Raw genomic sequence first — 18,534 nt, forward strand, 5'->3', positions numbered from 1 at the left:
TCACCCTTTCTATTTACAGTGATAGCGTGGCTAGGTATGTCGGATCGATTTCTATGCCGAACTGAATATTTTCAGCGACTCCAGGAATACCCACTGACAAACTAAAATTCACTGTCCCTTCAATTAATTGAGTCACAGGATTCTCTAGTGGATCATATTTACATGTCCCACCTAAAATGGCACCCATGGAGGTCAAACCATTTAACCGAATATTATGCTTAGTCGTAACGGCCTCAATGAATCGCTTGGTAATGTTAGCATCAACATTCTCCCAAGTATCAATAATGATCCAGTTGTTAATCCAAAACATCATGCGCTTTGCGTGGATGAAGATATCCTTCATGTCTGTTAAGTTTGGATGTGCTGCCGTACGGTTACCCCATGCTCTCGGGCCACCAGTAAAAGATAATACTGTTGAAATCCCAACTCCGTTCAGATCGTTTGCATCATTTGGTCCTAGTGACACAGGGGTCTTATCAGCGAGTACAAGTCCATCTACTTGCATCAATCTGTTTGATGGAGAGTTAGAAGGTACGCCACTATTTGCCGCATCCATTTGACCGATTAGCCCTGCTTTATGCGTACTCATGTGATAGATCCGACCATTTTTCTGCACTTTCGGCCACATGATATCCTGTCCAGGATCGCCGACTTTCTTCGACTCGATAGCCTTTTGCTTCGTGCGAATAAGCTTCGTATCCAAATCTGTCAATGCAAACGCTTTGAACATGCCATTGATATTTTGAGCTTTGGCAATCATAGCTGTTGCAACAACCGGATCGGTAGAAAATTTCGGAGCAATCACCAATCCTGGGATAACGCCGAACAGTGGCATAATGTCATCTAAAATTTCTAATCCGGTTTTCTTACCGGTAGCCGGATCAACTACCCCGATAATATCCGTATTCTTAACTTTTGAAACATCAATCGCATCATACGTGATTGTTAGCCCCATAGACGGCGTAGTAATGGTGCTCGTAGCAGTAAGAGAAATAACTAAGAAACCATCTTTATCAAGAGCAACAGTAAAGTCGGTATCTTTAACATAAGTAACAGCATCCTTCTTCAACTTCACGCTATCCACCAATGGATATTGGATACTCGTTACGGTCGCTCTTTGTAATAAATCTACCGTATTAGTAGTGGACTTCTTCGCAAGAGACGGATCAAGAACATTTACTAGAATTGCATAGGACTGCTTGTACAAAGAAAAATGCGAGTCAATTGCTTCAGATAATGTGAAACTCTCGAAATCCTCTGAGAAACCGAATTCTGCTACAGCTTCAGCGCGAGACCGTGCAACAAACGGTACGTTTACTCGTCCCATAGGAGCCGTACCAATCACAACCGTTATTGCAGAGTCTACGCTCTTTTGCCCCGTGATTTTCGTGCCTCTTTCGTTTACTGATACACCGTGTTTAAACGCCACAGGTCAGCACCTCTTTTCATAATTTTCATTTCTCCCAAGCGAATCTATTTGCATAAATATCGATATCTTTTATTTGTGGCTCGATACTCTGGAATTTCCATTGAGTTTGTGCAAGTCCCACCCAAAGGGGGTACGGCTGTTCCTCAGGGATCTCCCAGACATACGGCCGCTGAATTTCATACTTCTTATCGATAATGTTTTCATTGAGTAATGTAATGCGTACATGCTCCATTAAATTCAAAAGATCGTAGCCTCCATCTGGCTGCTTGAATCCTTCTTCATCAGTGGCCTCCGAATACACCCCAAATGAAAGAGCAATATCGACCGTGCATTCAGCATCGTTCCGTTGGTTGACAGCATCTTTGCCATTAACAATCCGCGCAACGACATAGGGGAAATCAGTATCCTCAGGGATCTTTGGATTTTTGAATGGAAGATACCACTCAAAAACCTTTGGATGCTTATAAACTCCGTTCTTCCCTTGAGCTGCAGAGTATTCCTCAACCGTCTTTCTTACAAATCTGCTGACTGCATCAAGTAATAGTACTGCCGACATGCTTACTTCATCCTTCCTAGTACTCGCTTCATTTCGTGATCAAGGCGTCCCGCCATTCTTCGGTCAGCTTCCTTGCGCATATGCTCGACAACTCCCGGCTCCCCTAACATCACCGGAATACCAGGACCAAATAATTCTTCAACTGGTGCGCGACGCCCTGGCCCCGTCCGGATAAATACACCTGGTTGATACTGCCCAAGATTCGCGACGAAAGCACCCGGGATTGCTTTGTTCTTCCCTTTTTTAACCGATGCTTTTAGCACCTTCGGCTGCTTCCTTGGGGGCTTACCAGGTGAAGTCTTAAACTGAATCAAGGGAATGTTTCGACCACTTGCTTGCAATATTGCTGAAAGCTTTTTAGGATTAGCCTTTGTGATTCGGATCTCGTTCTTAAGACCACGATACTTAATCTGGTAAGTCCCTTTTATCTTCCGGACTCCTTCAGTGCGCACGCCCTGAGCCGTACGATTGAGCGCAGCAGAAAAAGCCTTAGGTACGTTTCTTTCAACATACTTAAGGCTTTTAGTAATTGATTTTAACTCTTCAATGGTATTAGAAGAGAGTTTTATCATGTCTCATTCGACTCCAGGGTAATTTCGAATATACCGAGATTATCCGAAACACTTTTAACGAGGCTTACTTTCCCATTAAATCGTATATCTTGACCCTCTACAGGCGTATAACCGAGATCCACTTTCTTTACAAAGAAGGTGATCAATGACTGATATACTCCTTGTGCATACGGATCAGTGCCTGTCGAAAACAAACGAGGACGCTTATTAATGATGTCGTTATCGATCATCACCAAGATATCGTCCCCGTCTATATTCGCCACTTCACCGAACTCATCGATATTAAGGAATATTTTCGTATCATTCTCAATCATTTTCTTAAATGCGCTAGTCATTGAACTGCCTCGGCAGGGTTGAACGAAGGGAGCTCCTCGTTGTCATCACCTGGTTCCGCATGTGTGCCGACAGTCGAACTTTCAACTTTATCTTGTTCTGCTAAGAACGCATCAATTGCTGCAACCATCTCAACTTTAGATGTTCCCGCCTTGAACGACAGACCACAAAGTTTGCCGATGGCACGTAATTCATCTGCCTTCATTTCAGCATCATACTTCGGAATTCCAACAACTGCGGATGTGGATCCGTCTGTATGGACTTGTACATATTCAGCCACACCTCGAGCAACAAGCCTTTGTTCTTCTAGCGGTGATAATTCAAAAGGCTCATCATTAATCGTTTTAGGGCGAAGCACGGCTCCATCCCTGAATCCATATACGCCTTGAATGACTTTAATCATGCTTTTTACCTCCCACTTATTTCAATACTTTCGCTGTTACCCATGGGCTCTTGTTCTTCGGAATAAATAGCGGTCTGCTGGAAACTTTCAATTCCCGAACTTCGCCTTTAGCGTCAGCAGTATACTTCGGTACCCGCTTACCCATATACGTGTGGAATTGACTATCAGTTTGCTCCAGTTGTGTAACAGCGCCATACAATCCGCGACCAGCGGCAGGAGCCGTAAGAATAACCTGACCACTTGGGATGTAATATTCTAGGACCCCTGTTTCTTCGTTTTCATATTGCTCGTCATAGCTAATGATTTCAATCACGCGACCCTGAACGTTGATTTTACCGATCGACGCAGCACCTGCAGGTAATAAAGTTGGTGCAATATTCCCTAGATTGATACGCATGTTATCGAGCAACTTCTGAATTTTCGGGTTATTAATGATTGTATCTGCCACATCCGGATTAACTACAATCTCCGTAGCAGGCAGCCCCTTAGACGTGAGCATACGGATCATGACTGTTAAATCTGCAATAATGTCAGCATTAGGATCATCCCAATCAATCGTTGGTGTGTAAATGGAAGGGTTCGATGCCTCCGAATAAAATCTAATCTCGTACTCCTTGAAGTCGCTGCTTCCGTACTTATCAGCATACTGCCGAAGCTTGTACCCGTTGTTCATCATACATTGTGCTGCAATATACTCCTCACGAGCTCCATGCATCTCATCAAAGTCAGCTAGATCCTGACCAAGAATCTCCGCTTGCCGTTGCGCTGGTGTACGTTGACTGAATAAGTTCTCACCAAAACCCTTTTTATTAAGATCATCAATTGTTAATGGACGCTGCGGTGCAACAAGCGGCGGCGTGTAACGTTGAGTCGTATAACCCTCACGTTCAATAGTGATCCCGCCTTTTCGTGGCATAACCACAGGAGCCATCTTTTTGTTTCCGTCTTTGTATTCAACAAGAACATCTTCAGTAGGAAACATATCCGTGCTTTCGTTAGTTGGGAAGTATCGATCACGTAAGAAGGTAGCACGTGGAAGCATCTGATTAACTGCTGCGAGCATGGTATGAGTTGCATAAATATTGATTGACATATTGTAAATCCTCCCTATTTCATCATTGTATCGAAGAAAATACCGACTTTACGGAAGTCCTCGATCTGATCAGCAGTAATTTCAACATCACCTTTTGTGATAACTCCATTGGTGTTGAAGTGGCCAGTAATATATACTTCGGATTTCACACTTGCACTTCCGGTATCTACTTCATCCGTAAGAATTGCATTCGGTGTTAAAGTCTCATCAGCTGCTGCAGCTGTTCCGATGATAACCAGAGACTTATCACCTGCGGATCCAGAACTTAACGCAAGCGCGGTACCGCGTTTTAGGATACCTTGCCCACCACGAAGATTACGCATTGCTGTAATAAGTGTAACGTCACTACTGTTAACCAGGTTATCGTATTGCATAGAACCAAGGTTTTCGTCATATCTAGGCATTGTTTATTCTCCCTTCTTTACGGCACGATTGCCGACAATCATATTCACGACCTCTGACTCTTGCATTTCAGGTGATTTATTCCCATCATTTGGCGAAGGCGTTACTTTGTCTCCTCCGGAATTTTTCACGTCAGTTTCTAAATTTTCAATAACTTTAATCCCTATGGACGCCTGTGCTTGCATTGCTTTGAATGCTAGTTGTTCTGCAGTCATCGGATTTACGCCGAATTTTGCATCCTTCACCAATGTTTCATCCCCGATAGCGTTTTGAATATCCTCTATCGATCGGATTCGATCCCTTTCAGCAATAACAGCTGAAGCATTAACTTTTCTAGTAAGTTCTGAACAAAGTTCCGGATAAGCAGCTTGCAATTCTTCAAGATTCTTAATCTCCATTTTCTTACCTCCATCATTTTTATTTATTACAACCGGGGATTGATCCTCCGGAGTAAAACGATTATTAATAGGCATCATCGGCGAAACTGGGATACCTTGCGGAATGTTTCCTAAACTACGGGCCGACATCGAAACGCCGTTCACCATTATGTGGCTGCGATCTTGACTCATGCTCATAGTCACTGGTTTTCCGTTATTAACCACCTCATCGGCTAAGCTCGCGTCAACTGCTTCTTGTCCGGCGTACCAGGTGGTCGTGCTCATGAGCGATTTAATTTCTTCAGCGTCTCTTCCAGTTGCTTCAACGTAGGCATTAACAGCAACTTTGTTATGTGCTGCCATCGTTTCCATTGCCTCCGTAAGATCGTTCACATTGTAGTAGCCATATAAAAAGCCGCTAGCTCCGTGAACCATCACGTTACTACCGGCATATACTTTTCGAGTTTTACCAGCTTGAAGAATTAAACTCGCTGCACTGGCTGCTAACCCGTCACATATTGTTGTGACGTAGCCTTTCAAAGATTTAAGGCGGTTGTAAATGGCAAGGCCGCCATATAAATCGCCGCCAACACTGTTGATGTGTATGGTGATATTATCTTTATCTTTGATTGTTTCGAGATCCTGAATGAACTCATCAACTGCGATGAAGCTACCCGGCACCGGTTCTCCCGTCCACCAGTCAATCGGTCGTGTCGAGACGACCTCGCCGTACATTGTAATCTCAGCATCGTTATCGCCGATCATGGCCATATTATAGGCTTTAAGTAATTCATGTTTTGCTTTGGACATCTCCCTGAAGCGCCTCCTTTATAACCATTTTCACTACATTTTTCACGACGCTTTCGTTATTAACGATCGATTCATTCGATTGTTGCCCTTTGGCTGCCATGAGCTTTTCATTTTCAATAGCTAATTGCTCGACGTTGTTTGAATACTGTCCACCATTCAGCTTGATCGTTTCTTGTTCCCTGGTACTTAAGCCATTATCGATCGCCAATACAGCTGCAGTAATCTCTTTGACTGGATCGATTTGCCCTTGCGACGGGCCAATCCACTCGCTTCCGAGATACGCTTGCCGAATCAGCGGATCCGTCAAGAAGCCAGGAGCAGAAATGCGACCAAGTGCCACCGCTTCAGTAAGCCAAACCTCATAAATCGGTCGACAAAAATCATTGGTCAGCCAGACACGACGCATTCGAAAGGCTTTCCACGCTTCCAATAATGCAGCTCGGCTCGCAGAATAACTACTGTTAAAGGACTTAAGCAAGAGATCCGCTGGTACCTCTAAAGCCGCACCAATCTGTTCACTAATCGCTCGCATAAATACATCAAATCCCGAATTTGGATGCGTTGGGCTTCCGAACTCTACATCCTCACCAGGCTCCATTACATTGATTGTTCCAGGCCCCATCTCATATTCATTCGGATCCCGACTCACTTCTTGCTGACCGCCCACCTCGTTATATGGCATGTTGTTAGGATCAGATTCAGATTTAATGAAAGCCGTGAAAAAACTTTGAACCAAAGCTGCCATGATTTCGGCTTCTGTATACCTGCGCATTTGAAGTAAAGGCTCAATGACATGCGCAAGATAAGTAACCCCTCGATACTGCTCAGGGCGTTCACTTTCCATAACATGCATAATATTCGGCAAGCCTGTTTTCTCACCATATGCGAGGACTCTAATAAATTCGGTAATACTTGAATCTATCGATTGTGGATAAGTATTCGCTATATGGTAAGCTACAACAGCGCCCTCCGAATCCACTTCAACACCGTCATAAATCATATTGCCGTTTCCAGACTTGCCGGTAGTATAGTTTGAAGATAAGCTTCCATACTTCACTGGCGTTCTGACACGATCAGACTCAATAATATGAATCCTTAATCCATATGGCATTAAAGTTGTACGGTCACGGTATTTAGTGATTGCAAAAACATCCCCGGATACAAGCCAAGAGACTAAAGCGAGTTGTTGCATGCTGTTAAAATCGTTGATTCCTGTCGCGTCACATGATCGCTTACGACCTGCCCATAACTCGAATTCAGCTTCTGTATGTTTTTGCCACGATTCAGCAGCTTCAGGTGTCATTTTTAGCACTTCACGATTAATCGTACTTTTCAATTTCAAACCGATACCAACAACATTTGTACGGTTGGTTCGAATCGCGCTGGTTGCAATCGGTGCGGCCATGTAAAGCATCCTAGCGCGCTGCCGAAGAGTAGCATTGTTATAATCAATATCTTCTCTAGGGCTTCCGCTGTTGGGAATCATGCCTTTCATTGCCTTCTTCGTGAAACTAGCACCAGCATCGCTATACCCTTTATTCAGAATTGGGTCGGCTCGTTGTTGTTTACCAGTGCTCATCGCGGTATTAGGAAGCAGTAATCCATTTTTCATAAAGTAGTCGATTGAAACTCCCTCCTTTCGTTAGAATTGACTTCTATGTTAAAGCCGCTTTGCGACATATAACCTCACCAGTCACGCGGAACGACACCGATAGCTTTACGGGACCTACCTGTTCCATCCAGCTGGCTCTCCAAGCTCGATACTTCCTTTTCTAACCTCGAAATTGTACTTTCAAGTTGCGGGATATCGAATTTCGTTAGATTACGGCTACCGATCGAGTAGGATTTCACTCCCCCATTCAACAATGCAAGGTATGCAGCCCTTGCTTCTTCCAAAGCTTTATTTCGAAATGCAAGTCGTTCTTCAAGTGTTTTTCGACTGATCATAATCCATCCTCCTTTACCATTCTGAACCGGAAGCGACTGAATGTCTTTTTACCTTCGCCCTCTTCTTTTTCTCAGACACTTGATCATCCTTCTGCAAAGGAAGAGATAGACCGCGCAATCGTTTTTCGACTGCATCCAAGTCTGGATCCATAGATCGGAAAGCAGCCAGCGCATAATTTCGGCAGTCTAGCGCTTCATTCCGTTCATGTCCAGGCAACTTCTCCCAAGCCCATCGCGTCCTACCGTTGCTTTGCTTAATTACCAGGCGTTCAGACAACAGACCATTAAAATATACTGAATCATAACCTTGCTCTTCGTCGTGTGGGAAATGACAGAACTTTGCGCCAGCTTCCTGAACCTTAATGTTGCTCATGATGTCTGACTTACCAGAATCAACGCCGATTGAATAAAGCCAGGTTGTTCCAACGACTTTACCGTTCACGACAATCTTTGCTTTTCGCGGCGGGCTTGTGTATGGAACTCCGTCCCCGCCGACGCCTTTGATTGCAAAAACTCTCCGGTGTGTTCTCTTGCGACATTCCCGATATACATCTTGCGTCTTATGACCACCACTATCGACAAACGTCATTGAAATCTTCAGACCACGTGAAGGATCTGCAAAACGAAACACATGATCAAGTAAATCATCAAGCCGTTCCCAAACGTCTGATAAATGAGGATCCCCCATAATGATCCCTTTTTTGATTCCCCACGTTTCACCATAATGTCCGTGACCAACAACTTCGTACTCTAGCCGGTCGTTTTGCGTATCGACCCCGCATGTTAAAACCAATACACCGGCTGGTAACTCGACAGGCGTCCCATCTGGACGATCACCGTAATCTTCACGCCGTGAAAGCAATGTATCTTCATCTTCAATATCTCCGCGATCTTCCCAAAGCTCGCCTAACATTGTGTTATAAACAACCTTCAGACGTTGGGGATCATTTTGAGCTGATAAGAATGCATATACGACTTTAGACCACGGCTGCCAAGGAGAAGCAAAGGCGTTCAACCAAAAAGAGCGATGCCCCTTATGGAGCGCCGCTGGGTTTTCTGCTATCCACTTAGCTGGCTGCGTGCGCATCTTATCTTCACTCGATAAGCACCCGCAAGATGGGCAGCACCATTCAATGGATTTCACAATATAATCTTTCTTTTTCCGAACAACAACCGTGTCGAACTTAAACTTAATGTGATCAAATACAATATTGTTCCACTCATCGCATTCCGGACACTGATGACACCAACGTTCTTGTGTACCTTCATCGAAAGATTTTTCAATTGGAGAAAAGCCTTTAATCGTCGGTGTTGATACATCAACCATTTTGCTATTGTAGAAGGTTGTTGTCCGCGCTTCTGCGAGCGCCCACGGATCACCTTCAGTGCCGGCCGATAATGCCCATCGATCACGCTCATCACCAAGTACGTAACGAGCAGGCGTGGACGCAAGACCGCTCGCACTATTCGAACCAACAATCGTTAACATCCCACCAGGAAACGACTTCTGTAACATCGTATTCCCACTATCGCGATTCTTAATATCCGCGACCTTCTTGCGAAGTTGTGCGCTATCTCTGATCATTGGAGCGATCCGCAGCCGGCTAAATTTCTTAGCATCGCCCTCGGTTGGTTGAATATAAAGAACGCTGCCCGGATCCTGATCGATAATATATCCGATAATATTCAACTCAAGCTCTGATTTACCAACCTGGCTCGATGCCACAAGTGTGATCTTCTCGATCCGATAATCTGTAAAAGCATCCATGACTTCAACAAGATACGGCGTTCGGTCATTGTTCCATGGGCCGGCTTCTGCACTATTCTCACGTGATAATACACGATGCTTGCCTGACCATTCGGAAACAGTTAAATCTTCAGGCGGCGTGTAATTACGAAATGATCTAGAAATAGATTGATTTAAAACTCGGAAACGTGTTTTATTCGTTTTCGCGTTCTCCATGTCGCTCACTCCATCCTTGCCGTTCCCTTACACGCTTTTTGAATTCGTCAGGATCGTACTTATATTCAGCGAGATAACCCATGATTTGATATACCTCGCGTTTTATTCGTTCAGATGCCTCGGTTGCTGTTTTAGATTTTGAAAGATCGACCGCAAGCTTACCAGGCATGGCCATCAGCATTGATCGAACAAGCATAATATGATCGGTTAGAACAGACTCAACATCCTCGGCCCTGTGCATGCTGCCTTCAAGCTCGGCCAACTCCAATTCAACCATTCGTGACTTAGCAATTTTATTCTTTGTTTCAGCTTCAAGCTTTAGAGTCTCAAGATCCGAATCCTTCTCCTTCTTCTCGCGGCCATTCGCCTTATCAGCTAGATGAGTAATGTACATTTGAACGGTAGGAATAAGATCATATCGCCGCCCTTTTGGGGTATCGATCGTTTCAATGGTGCCATCAGCTGCGAGCTGCTGCACTCTCTTAGATGTGACACCAAATATCTTCGCTATCATAGCCGATGTCTGCGGATTCACTTTTGATTCCTCTCCCAAAACCTTCACCTCCTACCGAAATGGTCTAAAAAAAATTTTCTGCAACTAGCTTGAATTCGGGGTCGCTAGCACCCGCAGTCTGGTTTTTCCCCCAGGAGGACCCGCTCGAATACGGGGGTAGCCCTCTGAGCCGTTCTATTTAATGGGGAGTGTTATTCATCATTCAACTGATATACGCGCTAATTGACGCCATTCTGTAAGTCATTATCAATCGACTGCCTAAGCTCCGTCATCATCGTCCTAAGCTTAACCTTGCTTGCTTTGATCTTCTCATCGATCTTCAGTCTGGTCGTTTGGGTCTTAGCATTCCTAAACCGTGCATACAAAGATTGAACGTTCTTCTGTTCGAAACGGATATCCGTATTTGTATAGAAGGATGTGTATTCGCGCTTGCAATGTGGACATACGAAATAATTCAGATCAACGGCATTCTCTAATCGCCTGACTTTGATTGCCTTGATCTCGAACTTTTGCTTGCATTCGTTACAATCGACGACTTGATATTCACTGCTCATCTTGCTTATCACCCTTCATGATCGTATTAACATCTACTTTAAAGTGACCAGATAAAGGAACAATAGTCTCCCTATCATTCAGCTTTTTGAATTCTCGCTTTAGTCTGATTTGCTTCAAGATATCTTTGAAGTGGAAGAACACCATGATAAACAGAAGCACAGAGGCAAATATATTAAAGAACTGTGCAATTGTTTCAGGAAGAACAATAACCACAATATTATCCATACGTTTTAAACTCCTTTCTCTTACACTCACCAGGAAGCATACAGAACTGTTTAACACCGTCCCATCTTCCGATTGTACATCCTATACACTTGATTGGCTGTTTTGGAGGCGGGCCTATAATAATTCGTTTTTTCTTACGTTTTCTGACCATGTCGCCTTTCCTCCCTGTTACGAGCTATTGGTTGTTCAGCCCATATATTCGCGTGCTTCATAAACCACTTAAAGAAATCGTTCATTCAATCACATCCTTTCGAGGACATAAAAAAACCACCCCGCAATTGGAGTGGTTCGTGTGTTCTATATAAAAGATTAAAGGCATGCGTCCGTAAACCGTCCGCCGCGAATTTGCTGTGCTCTTCGCTTTAAAAGCATATGTGCTTAGTTACTAGAGAGGAAGAACAAGACCATTTTACCGAGCCAACAAAATTGGAGTCAAACGATTCAAAATTCCTTTGAGTTAAGAAACATTTGATTTACTCGCTTAATGTTCTAATATCTCTCTAATTCACATTTGATCATAAATATAGAAATGACGAGAAGAGGTACGCCCCGGTTATATGCTGCATTGTGCAGCCGTGCGTGTCATTCTCGCCTGATTTCTACAATGTCATAATAACACGGTATTTTCGTCATGTGTTGACAACAAAAAGCTAACTTAGGCATTCACCTGACAAAAAATCAAAAATCCGATTTCCTTTCGAAGAATCCCATAATCTTCAATGAATTAGCCATAGATTCAATTCCAGAATCTATTCTTCTTCCAATTGTTCTTTCACTCCATCCTAGCTTACGAAGATGATGGTAAGTTTTTTGAGGGCTGAAACCATTGAAGTATCTTAGTTCTACTGCTTCTCTTTCCTCGTGTTCTTCTATTATGGCATGTGCGCGACGAAGCATATACGTATAAAACTTATACTCCTCATACACCCATTTCTGCTTTTCCATGAGTATTACTGCATTGGCGGTCTTGTTAGCATAATATTCCTCGTTATCGATCCGCCGGGCAACCTCCCCATCAACGGCGACTTGTGCGAGATCCGCCTGGTGTTTCTCAAAGTCCTGTATTAGCGACATCATGCTTTTATATTTTTCGAGCAGGAATTTAGTCCGCTGGACCTCTTCCTTCGAAGCTAAAGCAAATAGCTCGCCTTGTCCCCACATCATCGTCATTCCCCTCAATTCGTCTATATGGTATATTTGATGATGTGAGATATTGATTGTTAAGCCCCGCGTACCCGGCCAAGGATTGCGGGGTTTGTTTTATTCAACATACAGCTCCAATATTTGATAAGCTACTCCCTCCCTAACACCTGATCCACTATAATCGCGAAATCTTCTAAATCTGCATCATTCGCAATCTGTCGAATCTGTCGAAGTGCTTTGGCCATCTCATTTGATTTATGGTAGGTTGTTTTATCATTGTTGTACCTGCATATCCATTCAGCGGATCGCGTCTGCAATTCGTCTGCCCTGATTTTCTCTGCAGCTAGTTCTTCTTTCAGTCTCTTTACTTTATCCAACAGAAATGAAATATCTTCATGGTACTCCTGCCCTCCAACATACCCATGCCATTCTACTTCTTCTAATGTTTGTGTTATTTCATCAAATCGTTCCTGATTCATATAAGCACTCTCCTTTAGGGGAGTATCCTCCCCTTTGATTGATTAGAATTGATCTATACGGCTGCCGCTTCGCTAGGTGATTCAGTCGATTGATGTCCTTCGGCCTATGTGTTGCGTTATATTGTTGTAATGTGCATCAATCAATTCTTACTGCTACTTTTCTAACGCCGCAGTAATATATACATAATCCTGACTCGTCAAGTTCTAACACATCACCAGCTTTATACCCGTCGTAGTCCTGTGTGAATTTAATAATCCATCCCATCCGTTTCATCCTCCTTGGGCTTTGCCCTCTTCTTAATATCCGTTCCCTAGATCACTTTGCCGCCGTGACGCTGCGGCCGTGTTGCGTTGTATGTCATCTTTTCAGCAATCGCGCGTTCCAAGTCGATCCCATATCTGCCGCAAGCGTCGAACACGCGAATAACAATGTCTGCAAGCTCTGATGGGATGCCGCACGGTTTATGTGCTGGAGTATGTTGTGTGTATGTTGCTCCGTCAATTTTATGTTGATACCACTCTTCATTTGGTTTGCTACCACTTCGATAATCTTCCAGTGCTTCCGATGCTTCGGAATGAATTAAGGCAATGATTTCTCCGAAACTCCGTTCTTCGTCCCACCATCCCTTTGATACCGCATTTTGGTGCGCTTCTTTTACAAGATCGTTAATTGATTTCATATCTCATCTCTCCCTGGGCGTTTGCCCTATATATTCAATACTGGTTGAATAACGGCCGTTCTTTTTTCTGCTATTTCGATGTAATCAGGATTCAATTCGATGATCGTACATTCCCGGTTGTTCTCGAGAGCGACCTTTCGAGTCGTTCCGGATCCGCCGAACGGGTCCAGGACATGACCGCCAACTGGAGCGCCGGCTAATACGCAAGGTTCAATGAGCTTTTCCGGAAAGGTTGCGAAATGGGCTTCAGAGAATTGAGCTGTGGCCACCGTCCAAACGGATCGCTTGCTTCTCGTTGTCCCTTCCCACGGAACAGATGCCCCTAGGCTAGAGTCTGGCCGTCCTCTGTCTTTTCCTGTCTTTCGCTCAATATTCCCACTTCTTCTACGTGATTGAGCAGGACCGAAGGCACCCTTTGATCCACCGACTGCTTTCATACTTCTATTCGTTCTTGTGCCGCCGTTAGCCCTCTCTGATCCATGTTGAGATTCAATATCCTGTGATAATCTACTTATACTCGAAGCAGCAAGTGGCTCTTTAATAGCTTCGCCGTCGTAATAGTACTGTTTGGACTTAGATAGGAGAAACATATATTCATGCGCTTTAGTTGGACGATCTCGGGTACTCTCAGGCATGCAATTTGGTTTACTCCAAATGTTATCCATCCTCAAATACCAACCGTCTGCTTGGAGGGCGAAAGCGACGCGCCACGGTATACCTACAAGGTCCTTTTGTTTAAGTCCCGTCGTTTGCTGCTCCTTATACTTTATCGATCCTAAGTGCTGTCCTTTATGTTGCTTATGAACTCCTCCCGGGTTACCTTGTCCATCTGCATTTCTTCCTTTCATCGATCCTGCGTATGAATCGCCGAAGTTCATCCATAGTGTTCCGTCATCGCGCATCACCCGCCATACTTCGCGAAAAACAAGAACCATATGGCCCACAAACATTTCGGGAGTCGGTTCCAATCCCAAGCAGCCTGTCCACGCTGGTACATCTATTTCAGGAAGCCCTGCCATCGGGGAGTAACTCATAGCTGGCCAATCACTTGGAGGAATGCCGTAGTCCCTGAGACCCCAATATGGTGGAGATGTCACGCAAGTATGGAAGTGATTCGACTGTAGGCGCTGCATAATCAGACGACAATCTCCTTGAAGTATTGACATCCCCCTACCCCCTCCATTTAATCTATAGCTCCAACCAATTGAGACTTATTAAGTTGTTCCAATACGATTTCAATGTGCTCAAGTGCGAAGATAGTGTCCGCGATCTCCTCTGGATCCTGACCAAGTACTGATAAGTAAAGATGGGCCGTTTCCGCTTGCTCCTTTGCTTTCAATAAGGTTTTTATCAAAGCATCTTTACGCTGCTGATCATGTTTGTTCAATTTACTTCCTCCAATGATCTTCTTTATGTTTTTAATAATCGAAAGAAAAGAACGGCTTACGCCGCTCCCTCCTCTGTCATTTTCTTTGCAACCAGTTCCTTATAAGACTTCCAGATAGTACTCAATTTACTACTCGACAAGTTAATGACAGAAGCGATATTCATCCATGTCTTACCTTCCTCTTTGCGCTGTCTCAGTAATTCCGGGAAATCAAGTTCAATTCCATCAAATTTAGGTTTATGCTCAAGGATGTATTTTTCTAGAGCTTCGTTGTCGATATCAACTGCAGTAACTTCTTTTTTCGCCTCAGTAACTTGTTCAGGTTCAGGAGTCTTTACAGTTTCCTGGTCGGTTGATTCGGCTTGATCTTGTTCTTCAGTTTCAAAGTTAACTTCTTCAGTCGGTGGAATTTGTTCCTCACCCTCGGTTGATTCCTGTTCTGCATTTGGATCAGGTTCAGTGCCCTCTATAGTTTCTGTAACTTGTTGTACCGCCGGTTCGCCTTTGATCTTACCGTTACGCCATAAATCCCACTTGATGGCCATCTCAGCAACACGCTTACGGTATTCATCGAACATAGCCCCTACTTCGATAACCGTCATGTCCAGCTCATTTGCGAACTTGACGTATGTCTCACCATCGCGTAAACGTCGAACCATATCAGTAAATTCATATGGCATATCTTCGAATATTGGCGACATACCTGCAGCGATAAAATCATCAATGATTTCCTTGTCGAGTTCCTTCTCTTCTGATTTCGTTTCGATCACTTCTTTAGGAACACCATCAAGTTCTAGCTCGACCTGTTCACCCTCTGGCTTCACTTCGGATACAACGCCTGTCTCATCGACTTTATACTCACGAATAGGTTTATTAGTCTTCGTGTTGATTTGAACTGCATATGTCACAACCTCATCGTCGTGTGTAACCTCTAATTTAGTTCCGATCATATCGCTTAACGTTTCAAGCTGCCCCTGTAGATCCGCAGTCTCTAGGACGATCTCTTTCGTGCCGTCAGGCTTAAGGTTGATCTTCTTTAATTTAGCTTTGTAGGATACGTAACTCATGGTTAAACAGCTCCTTTGATTTTGTTTTGATGATAAGTCCAGCATAGGGCGAGGGCATCGGAAGGATCGAAGAGGCGTTCCCTTACGTCCCCTAATTTGTATTTGCCTTTAGGATCATCTTTTTTGTAATACACCGGCACAGCCAATTCGTCATAATCAAGACCGAATAACATCTGCATCTCCATGGCGACAGTTTCTTTGTCTGCATTCCCTTTACCTGTTTGCATCTTTAGTTCTGTTGGTCTTACATGAGCGATCGGTACGTTTAAGTGAAGCGCGGCCAATGTAACCACAGAGAAAGCACCTACTAAAGCAAGAACACTATTAGCATTTTTAAAATGAACCGGACGCTCGAGTACGATCACATCCGGCTGCTCCTGCTCAATCATCCGAAAAGTATCCTGATAGATTGCATCGAGTACATTAGGCATTGGAATACTTGTGAAATTCCGTAATCCAAAATCAATAGGCTTTCCGTCGCGCATCGTTGCCCAGCCGGCGGTATTCGTTCCATGGTCTATTCCTAAGATCAACATAGCTTGTTCTCCCCTTGTTGTTAGGAAGAAGCTTATGGTCCAACAAAAACACCGAACCAACCACCCTCCCGTTATCTAAAACATCAAATCTAATCTCGTTCTGATAAAGCGGATCCGCGAACTTAGCCAACGCGACCAGCCCCCGCGTGCTGATTCCCCATCAGCGCATTGAACTCCTCGATGCCCTCGTTCAACTCTTCCGGATCTATGCCAGCGAATTCGTTAAGCAGCTCGTTCCGATCGGGAGCGCATCCCGTGCTTCTAAATCGCATTTTCATATATTCATAGACAGCCCAACGTGTTAAGAGACTCATTTGCTCACTCTCTTTCTTAAGCCCATTTACGCTTATCAGTTTTTTTATTGTTTTGTTTCTCTTGGTTTGGTTTTTCATCACGCTGAGAACGGACATGATTCACGAACTTGTTATATTGCTTCAAGAACACTAGCTCAACCGTTCCGACCGGACCATTACGCTGCTTACCGATGATAATCTCGATGATATTCTTCTTTTCAGATTCCTTATCGTAGTAATCATCGCGATATAAGAATGCGATAACATCAGCATCTTGCTCGATTGACCCGGATTCACGAAGATCAGACATCATCGGACGCTTGTCCTGTCGCTGTTCTACACTACGACTGAGCTGAGATAATGCGATGACTGGCACTTCTAGTTCTCTTGCGATTTGCTTCAAGATCCGTGATATATGGGATACTTCCTCTTGGCGATTAGTGCCGCGCCCCACGCTTGCGATAAGTTGTAGATAATCAATCACTATCATACCGAGGCCTTCTTCACGCTTCAGTCGTCGGCATTTATTCCGGATGTCATTTACCGTGATGGTCGGTGAATCATCTATTACGATGTTCGACATGCCGAGCGCTCCGATCGCTTCCGAAGCTTTTACCCAATCGTTTGATTCAAAACGTCCTGTCCTCATCTTGCTGGCATCAATGTCACCCTCAGCACTTACCATCCGCTGCACAAGCTGTTTCGCGCCCATCTCTAAGCTAAAAATCGCTACGGTTTCCTTAATTTTGACTGCAACATTCTGAGCCACATTCAAAGCAAAAGCCGTCTTACCAACGGAAGGGCGAGCTGCAACAATGATCAAGTCACTATTTTGAAAACCCGCGGTCATAACGTCCAGGTCTGTAAACCCACTCGGTAAACCTGTTACTCCCCCACTGTCTCGGTTCTCATATCGATGCTCCATATCGTCAAATACTTCGATCACTACATCCTTGATTCGCTTAAACTCCTGCTTTGGCGCAGCCTGATCGGACAGCTTTGTCGCAGTATTCTGCATACTTGCGAGCAAACTCTTAACGTTACCATTTTCCATGGCGTCGCGGATCTGCAACATATTCGACCGGATAATTTCACGTAGCATATATTTTTCATTCAGTGTCTCAATGTACGACTGAACATTTGCAACACTCGGTACTGATTGAGCCAGTTTTAACAAATAGCTTGGACCACCTGTGTCTTCAAGTTGTTGTTTTTCGGTTAAGCGGCTAGTCAACGTAACAAAATCTATTGGTTCATCTTCCTTGACCAGCTCATTCGCCGCTTCGAAAATGAATCTATTTGCCTGATTCGCGAATGCCATCGGTTTTAAGGTATCAGTAGCCAAGCGAAGCGCTTCGTACGTTTCGTCTACAAGCATCGCTCCAAGGACTGCCTGCTCCGCTTCTGGGCTTTCAGGCAATTCAATAGCGTTAATTGAGTCGAAGGATTTCATGTATCTTCTCCCTTAATCCTGGTGGTGGAGGTGCAGCGTTCTGTTTCCATGCGTCAAGTTGTTCAAAGTATTCTGCTGCCGCTGCTTTCGAACGATCGCGTTCAAGCTGCTCACCTAAACGTCCTCGGATATCAGCAATCGTTGGCGGGAATCTCTCCGTCAGTGTGTGTTGTTCAATGTTTGCAATGGCAGCCTCTATCGGGAAATCTTTTAAGCGCTCGATCCATTCATCGTTGCGTTCATCATTCGCCACATCAAAATGCGGATAGTTTAAAACAATCTTTCGAAGTAACCGCCCAAATTCTTGCCGGTTCATA

Annotated in this window: 25 protein-coding genes; all 25 read right to left on the minus strand. The window is 44.2% G+C overall.

The genetic code is table 11. The annotated features are described in order from the left end of the window. Positions 1 to 13: 13 nt before the first annotated feature. The 25 genes from BVG16_RS16380 to BVG16_RS16495 all read right to left on the minus strand — a co-directional run bounded on the left by BVG16_RS16380 (position 14) and on the right by BVG16_RS16495 (position 18,533). Complete coding sequence (locus tag BVG16_RS16380) at positions 14 to 1,429, minus strand: phage tail sheath family protein (RefSeq protein WP_078499760.1); 1,416 nt, start codon at positions 1,427 to 1,429, stop codon at positions 14 to 16. 25 nt (positions 1,430 to 1,454) lie between these two features. After that, a complete protein-coding gene (locus BVG16_RS16385) occupies positions 1,455 to 1,985 on the minus strand; it encodes a hypothetical protein (RefSeq protein ID WP_078499761.1) in 531 nt (176 codons plus the stop codon). A 2-nt stretch (positions 1,986 to 1,987) separates the two neighbouring features. Next, positions 1,988 to 2,557, minus strand: coding sequence for a phage tail protein (locus tag BVG16_RS16390; protein WP_078499762.1), 570 nt, complete (start codon positions 2,555 to 2,557; stop codon positions 1,988 to 1,990). Beyond that, the gene (locus tag BVG16_RS16395; protein ID WP_078499763.1) at positions 2,554 to 2,892 is read right to left on the minus strand and encodes a hypothetical protein; all 339 of its coding nucleotides are present in this window, start codon (positions 2,890 to 2,892) and stop codon (positions 2,554 to 2,556) included. Before BVG16_RS16395 ends, BVG16_RS16390 begins: the two co-directional genes overlap by 4 nt. Further along, on the minus strand, positions 2,889 to 3,293 hold the full coding sequence (locus BVG16_RS16400) for a hypothetical protein (RefSeq protein WP_078499764.1): 405 nt from the start codon (positions 3,291 to 3,293) through the stop codon (positions 2,889 to 2,891). The genes BVG16_RS16395 and BVG16_RS16400 overlap by 4 nt, the downstream gene beginning before the upstream one ends. A gap of 16 nt (positions 3,294 to 3,309) precedes the next feature. After that, complete coding sequence (locus BVG16_RS16405) at positions 3,310 to 4,386, minus strand: major capsid protein (protein WP_078499765.1); 1,077 nt, start codon at positions 4,384 to 4,386, stop codon at positions 3,310 to 3,312. Positions 4,387 to 4,400: 14 nt separating this feature from the next. Further along, the gene (locus tag BVG16_RS16410; protein ID WP_078499766.1) at positions 4,401 to 4,790 is read right to left on the minus strand and encodes a hypothetical protein; all 390 of its coding nucleotides are present in this window, start codon (positions 4,788 to 4,790) and stop codon (positions 4,401 to 4,403) included. A 3-nt stretch (positions 4,791 to 4,793) separates the two neighbouring features. Further along, positions 4,794 to 5,975 (minus strand): head maturation protease, ClpP-related, encoded by a 1,182-nt coding sequence (locus BVG16_RS16415; protein WP_078499767.1) that lies wholly within the window; start codon positions 5,973 to 5,975, stop codon positions 4,794 to 4,796. After that, positions 5,956 to 7,587, minus strand: a complete 1,632-nt coding sequence (locus BVG16_RS16420; protein ID WP_198957488.1) for a phage portal protein — start codon at positions 7,585 to 7,587, stop codon at positions 5,956 to 5,958. The genes BVG16_RS16415 and BVG16_RS16420 overlap by 20 nt, the downstream gene beginning before the upstream one ends. Before the next feature lie 74 nt (positions 7,588 to 7,661). Beyond that, positions 7,662 to 7,922, minus strand: coding sequence for a hypothetical protein (locus tag BVG16_RS16425; RefSeq protein WP_078499768.1), 261 nt, complete (start codon positions 7,920 to 7,922; stop codon positions 7,662 to 7,664). A gap of 13 nt (positions 7,923 to 7,935) precedes the next feature. After that, the gene (locus BVG16_RS16430; protein ID WP_078499769.1) at positions 7,936 to 9,885 is read right to left on the minus strand and encodes a phage terminase large subunit family protein; all 1,950 of its coding nucleotides are present in this window, start codon (positions 9,883 to 9,885) and stop codon (positions 7,936 to 7,938) included. After that, on the minus strand, positions 9,863 to 10,438 hold the full coding sequence (locus tag BVG16_RS16435; protein WP_233147060.1) for a protoporphyrinogen oxidase: 576 nt from the start codon (positions 10,436 to 10,438) through the stop codon (positions 9,863 to 9,865). Before BVG16_RS16435 ends, BVG16_RS16430 begins: the two co-directional genes overlap by 23 nt. Positions 10,439 to 10,617: 179 nt before the next feature. Next, positions 10,618 to 10,953: a hypothetical protein gene (locus BVG16_RS16440; RefSeq protein WP_078499770.1), complete on the minus strand. Its 336-nt coding sequence runs from the start codon at positions 10,951 to 10,953 to the stop codon at positions 10,618 to 10,620. Next, a complete protein-coding gene (locus BVG16_RS16445; protein ID WP_078499771.1) occupies positions 10,943 to 11,179 on the minus strand; it encodes a hypothetical protein in 237 nt (78 codons plus the stop codon). Before BVG16_RS16445 ends, BVG16_RS16440 begins: the two co-directional genes overlap by 11 nt. Before the next feature lie 678 nt (positions 11,180 to 11,857). Continuing rightward, entirely contained in the window at positions 11,858 to 12,343 is a 486-nt protein-coding gene (locus BVG16_RS16450; RefSeq protein ID WP_078499772.1) for a hypothetical protein, read from the minus strand. Positions 12,344 to 12,471: 128 nt separating this feature from the next. Next, positions 12,472 to 12,801, minus strand: a complete 330-nt coding sequence (locus tag BVG16_RS16455) for a hypothetical protein (protein ID WP_078499773.1) — start codon at positions 12,799 to 12,801, stop codon at positions 12,472 to 12,474. A gap of 136 nt (positions 12,802 to 12,937) precedes the next feature. After that, on the minus strand, positions 12,938 to 13,066 hold the full coding sequence (locus BVG16_RS33725; protein ID WP_269845602.1) for a hypothetical protein: 129 nt from the start codon (positions 13,064 to 13,066) through the stop codon (positions 12,938 to 12,940). A gap of 46 nt (positions 13,067 to 13,112) precedes the next feature. Beyond that, positions 13,113 to 13,481 (minus strand): nucleoside triphosphate pyrophosphohydrolase family protein, encoded by a 369-nt coding sequence (locus BVG16_RS16460; protein WP_078499774.1) that lies wholly within the window; start codon positions 13,479 to 13,481, stop codon positions 13,113 to 13,115. A gap of 26 nt (positions 13,482 to 13,507) precedes the next feature. Continuing rightward, entirely contained in the window at positions 13,508 to 14,647 is a 1,140-nt protein-coding gene (locus BVG16_RS16465; protein WP_078499775.1) for a DNA-methyltransferase, read from the minus strand. Positions 14,648 to 14,664: 17 nt separating this feature from the next. After that, entirely contained in the window at positions 14,665 to 14,868 is a 204-nt protein-coding gene (locus BVG16_RS16470) for a hypothetical protein (RefSeq protein WP_078499776.1), read from the minus strand. Between the two features lie 56 nt (positions 14,869 to 14,924). Beyond that, complete coding sequence (locus tag BVG16_RS33160) at positions 14,925 to 15,935, minus strand: hypothetical protein (RefSeq protein WP_198957490.1); 1,011 nt, start codon at positions 15,933 to 15,935, stop codon at positions 14,925 to 14,927. Positions 15,936 to 15,937: 2 nt separating this feature from the next. Continuing rightward, positions 15,938 to 16,471, minus strand: coding sequence for a crossover junction endodeoxyribonuclease RuvC (locus BVG16_RS16480; protein WP_078499777.1), 534 nt, complete (start codon positions 16,469 to 16,471; stop codon positions 15,938 to 15,940). A 122-nt stretch (positions 16,472 to 16,593) separates the two neighbouring features. Further along, entirely contained in the window at positions 16,594 to 16,785 is a 192-nt protein-coding gene (locus BVG16_RS16485; RefSeq protein WP_078499778.1) for a hypothetical protein, read from the minus strand. A gap of 16 nt (positions 16,786 to 16,801) precedes the next feature. Next, on the minus strand, positions 16,802 to 18,217 hold the full coding sequence (dnaB, locus tag BVG16_RS16490; RefSeq protein ID WP_078499779.1) for a replicative DNA helicase: 1,416 nt from the start codon (positions 18,215 to 18,217) through the stop codon (positions 16,802 to 16,804). Continuing rightward, the gene (locus BVG16_RS16495) at positions 18,195 to 18,533 is read right to left on the minus strand and encodes a replicative helicase loader/inhibitor (protein WP_078499780.1); all 339 of its coding nucleotides are present in this window, start codon (positions 18,531 to 18,533) and stop codon (positions 18,195 to 18,197) included. The genes dnaB and BVG16_RS16495 overlap by 23 nt, the downstream gene beginning before the upstream one ends. Position 18,534 lies beyond the last annotated feature (1 nt).

This window comes from Paenibacillus selenitireducens (assembly GCF_002021565.1).
GTDB lineage: Bacteria > Bacillota > Bacilli > Paenibacillales > Paenibacillaceae > Paenibacillus_K > Paenibacillus_K selenitireducens.

Coding starts and splice junctions, on each gene's coding strand:
- BVG16_RS16385 (WP_078499761.1), bottom strand. CDS start 1,985: ATGTCGGCAGTACTATTACTTGATGCAGTCAGCAGATTTGTAAGAAAG.
- BVG16_RS16390 (WP_078499762.1), bottom strand. CDS start 2,557: ATGATAAAACTCTCTTCTAATACCATTGAAGAGTTAAAATCAATTACT.
- BVG16_RS16395 (WP_078499763.1), bottom strand. CDS start 2,892: ATGACTAGCGCATTTAAGAAAATGATTGAGAATGATACGAAAATATTC.
- BVG16_RS16400 (WP_078499764.1), bottom strand. CDS start 3,293: ATGATTAAAGTCATTCAAGGCGTATATGGATTCAGGGATGGAGCCGTG.
- BVG16_RS16405 (WP_078499765.1), bottom strand. CDS start 4,386: ATGTCAATCAATATTTATGCAACTCATACCATGCTCGCAGCAGTTAAT.
- BVG16_RS16410 (WP_078499766.1), bottom strand. CDS start 4,790: ATGCCTAGATATGACGAAAACCTTGGTTCTATGCAATACGATAACCTG.
- BVG16_RS16415 (WP_078499767.1), bottom strand. CDS start 5,975: ATGTCCAAAGCAAAACATGAATTACTTAAAGCCTATAATATGGCCATG.
- BVG16_RS16420 (WP_198957488.1), bottom strand. CDS start 7,587: ATGAAAAATGGATTACTGCTTCCTAATACCGCGATGAGCACTGGTAAA.
- BVG16_RS16425 (WP_078499768.1), bottom strand. CDS start 7,922: ATGATCAGTCGAAAAACACTTGAAGAACGACTTGCATTTCGAAATAAA.
- BVG16_RS16430 (WP_078499769.1), bottom strand. CDS start 9,885: ATGGAGAACGCGAAAACGAATAAAACACGTTTCCGAGTTTTAAATCAA.
- BVG16_RS16440 (WP_078499770.1), bottom strand. CDS start 10,953: ATGAGCAGTGAATATCAAGTCGTCGATTGTAACGAATGCAAGCAAAAG.
- BVG16_RS16445 (WP_078499771.1), bottom strand. CDS start 11,179: ATGGATAATATTGTGGTTATTGTTCTTCCTGAAACAATTGCACAGTTC.
- BVG16_RS16450 (WP_078499772.1), bottom strand. CDS start 12,343: ATGATGTGGGGACAAGGCGAGCTATTTGCTTTAGCTTCGAAGGAAGAG.
- BVG16_RS16455 (WP_078499773.1), bottom strand. CDS start 12,801: ATGAATCAGGAACGATTTGATGAAATAACACAAACATTAGAAGAAGTA.
- BVG16_RS33725 (WP_269845602.1), bottom strand. CDS start 13,066: ATGGGATGGATTATTAAATTCACACAGGACTACGACGGGTATAAAGCT.
- BVG16_RS16460 (WP_078499774.1), bottom strand. CDS start 13,481: ATGAAATCAATTAACGATCTTGTAAAAGAAGCGCACCAAAATGCGGTA.
- BVG16_RS16465 (WP_078499775.1), bottom strand. CDS start 14,647: ATGTCAATACTTCAAGGAGATTGTCGTCTGATTATGCAGCGCCTACAG.
- BVG16_RS33160 (WP_198957490.1), bottom strand. CDS start 15,935: ATGAGTTACGTATCCTACAAAGCTAAATTAAAGAAGATCAACCTTAAG.
- BVG16_RS16480 (WP_078499777.1), bottom strand. CDS start 16,471: ATGTTGATCTTAGGAATAGACCATGGAACGAATACCGCCGGCTGGGCA.
- BVG16_RS16485 (WP_078499778.1), bottom strand. CDS start 16,785: ATGAGTCTCTTAACACGTTGGGCTGTCTATGAATATATGAAAATGCGA.
- dnaB (WP_078499779.1), bottom strand. CDS start 18,217: ATGAAATCCTTCGACTCAATTAACGCTATTGAATTGCCTGAAAGCCCA.
- BVG16_RS16495 (WP_078499780.1), bottom strand. CDS start 18,533: ATGAACCGGCAAGAATTTGGGCGGTTACTTCGAAAGATTGTTTTAAAC.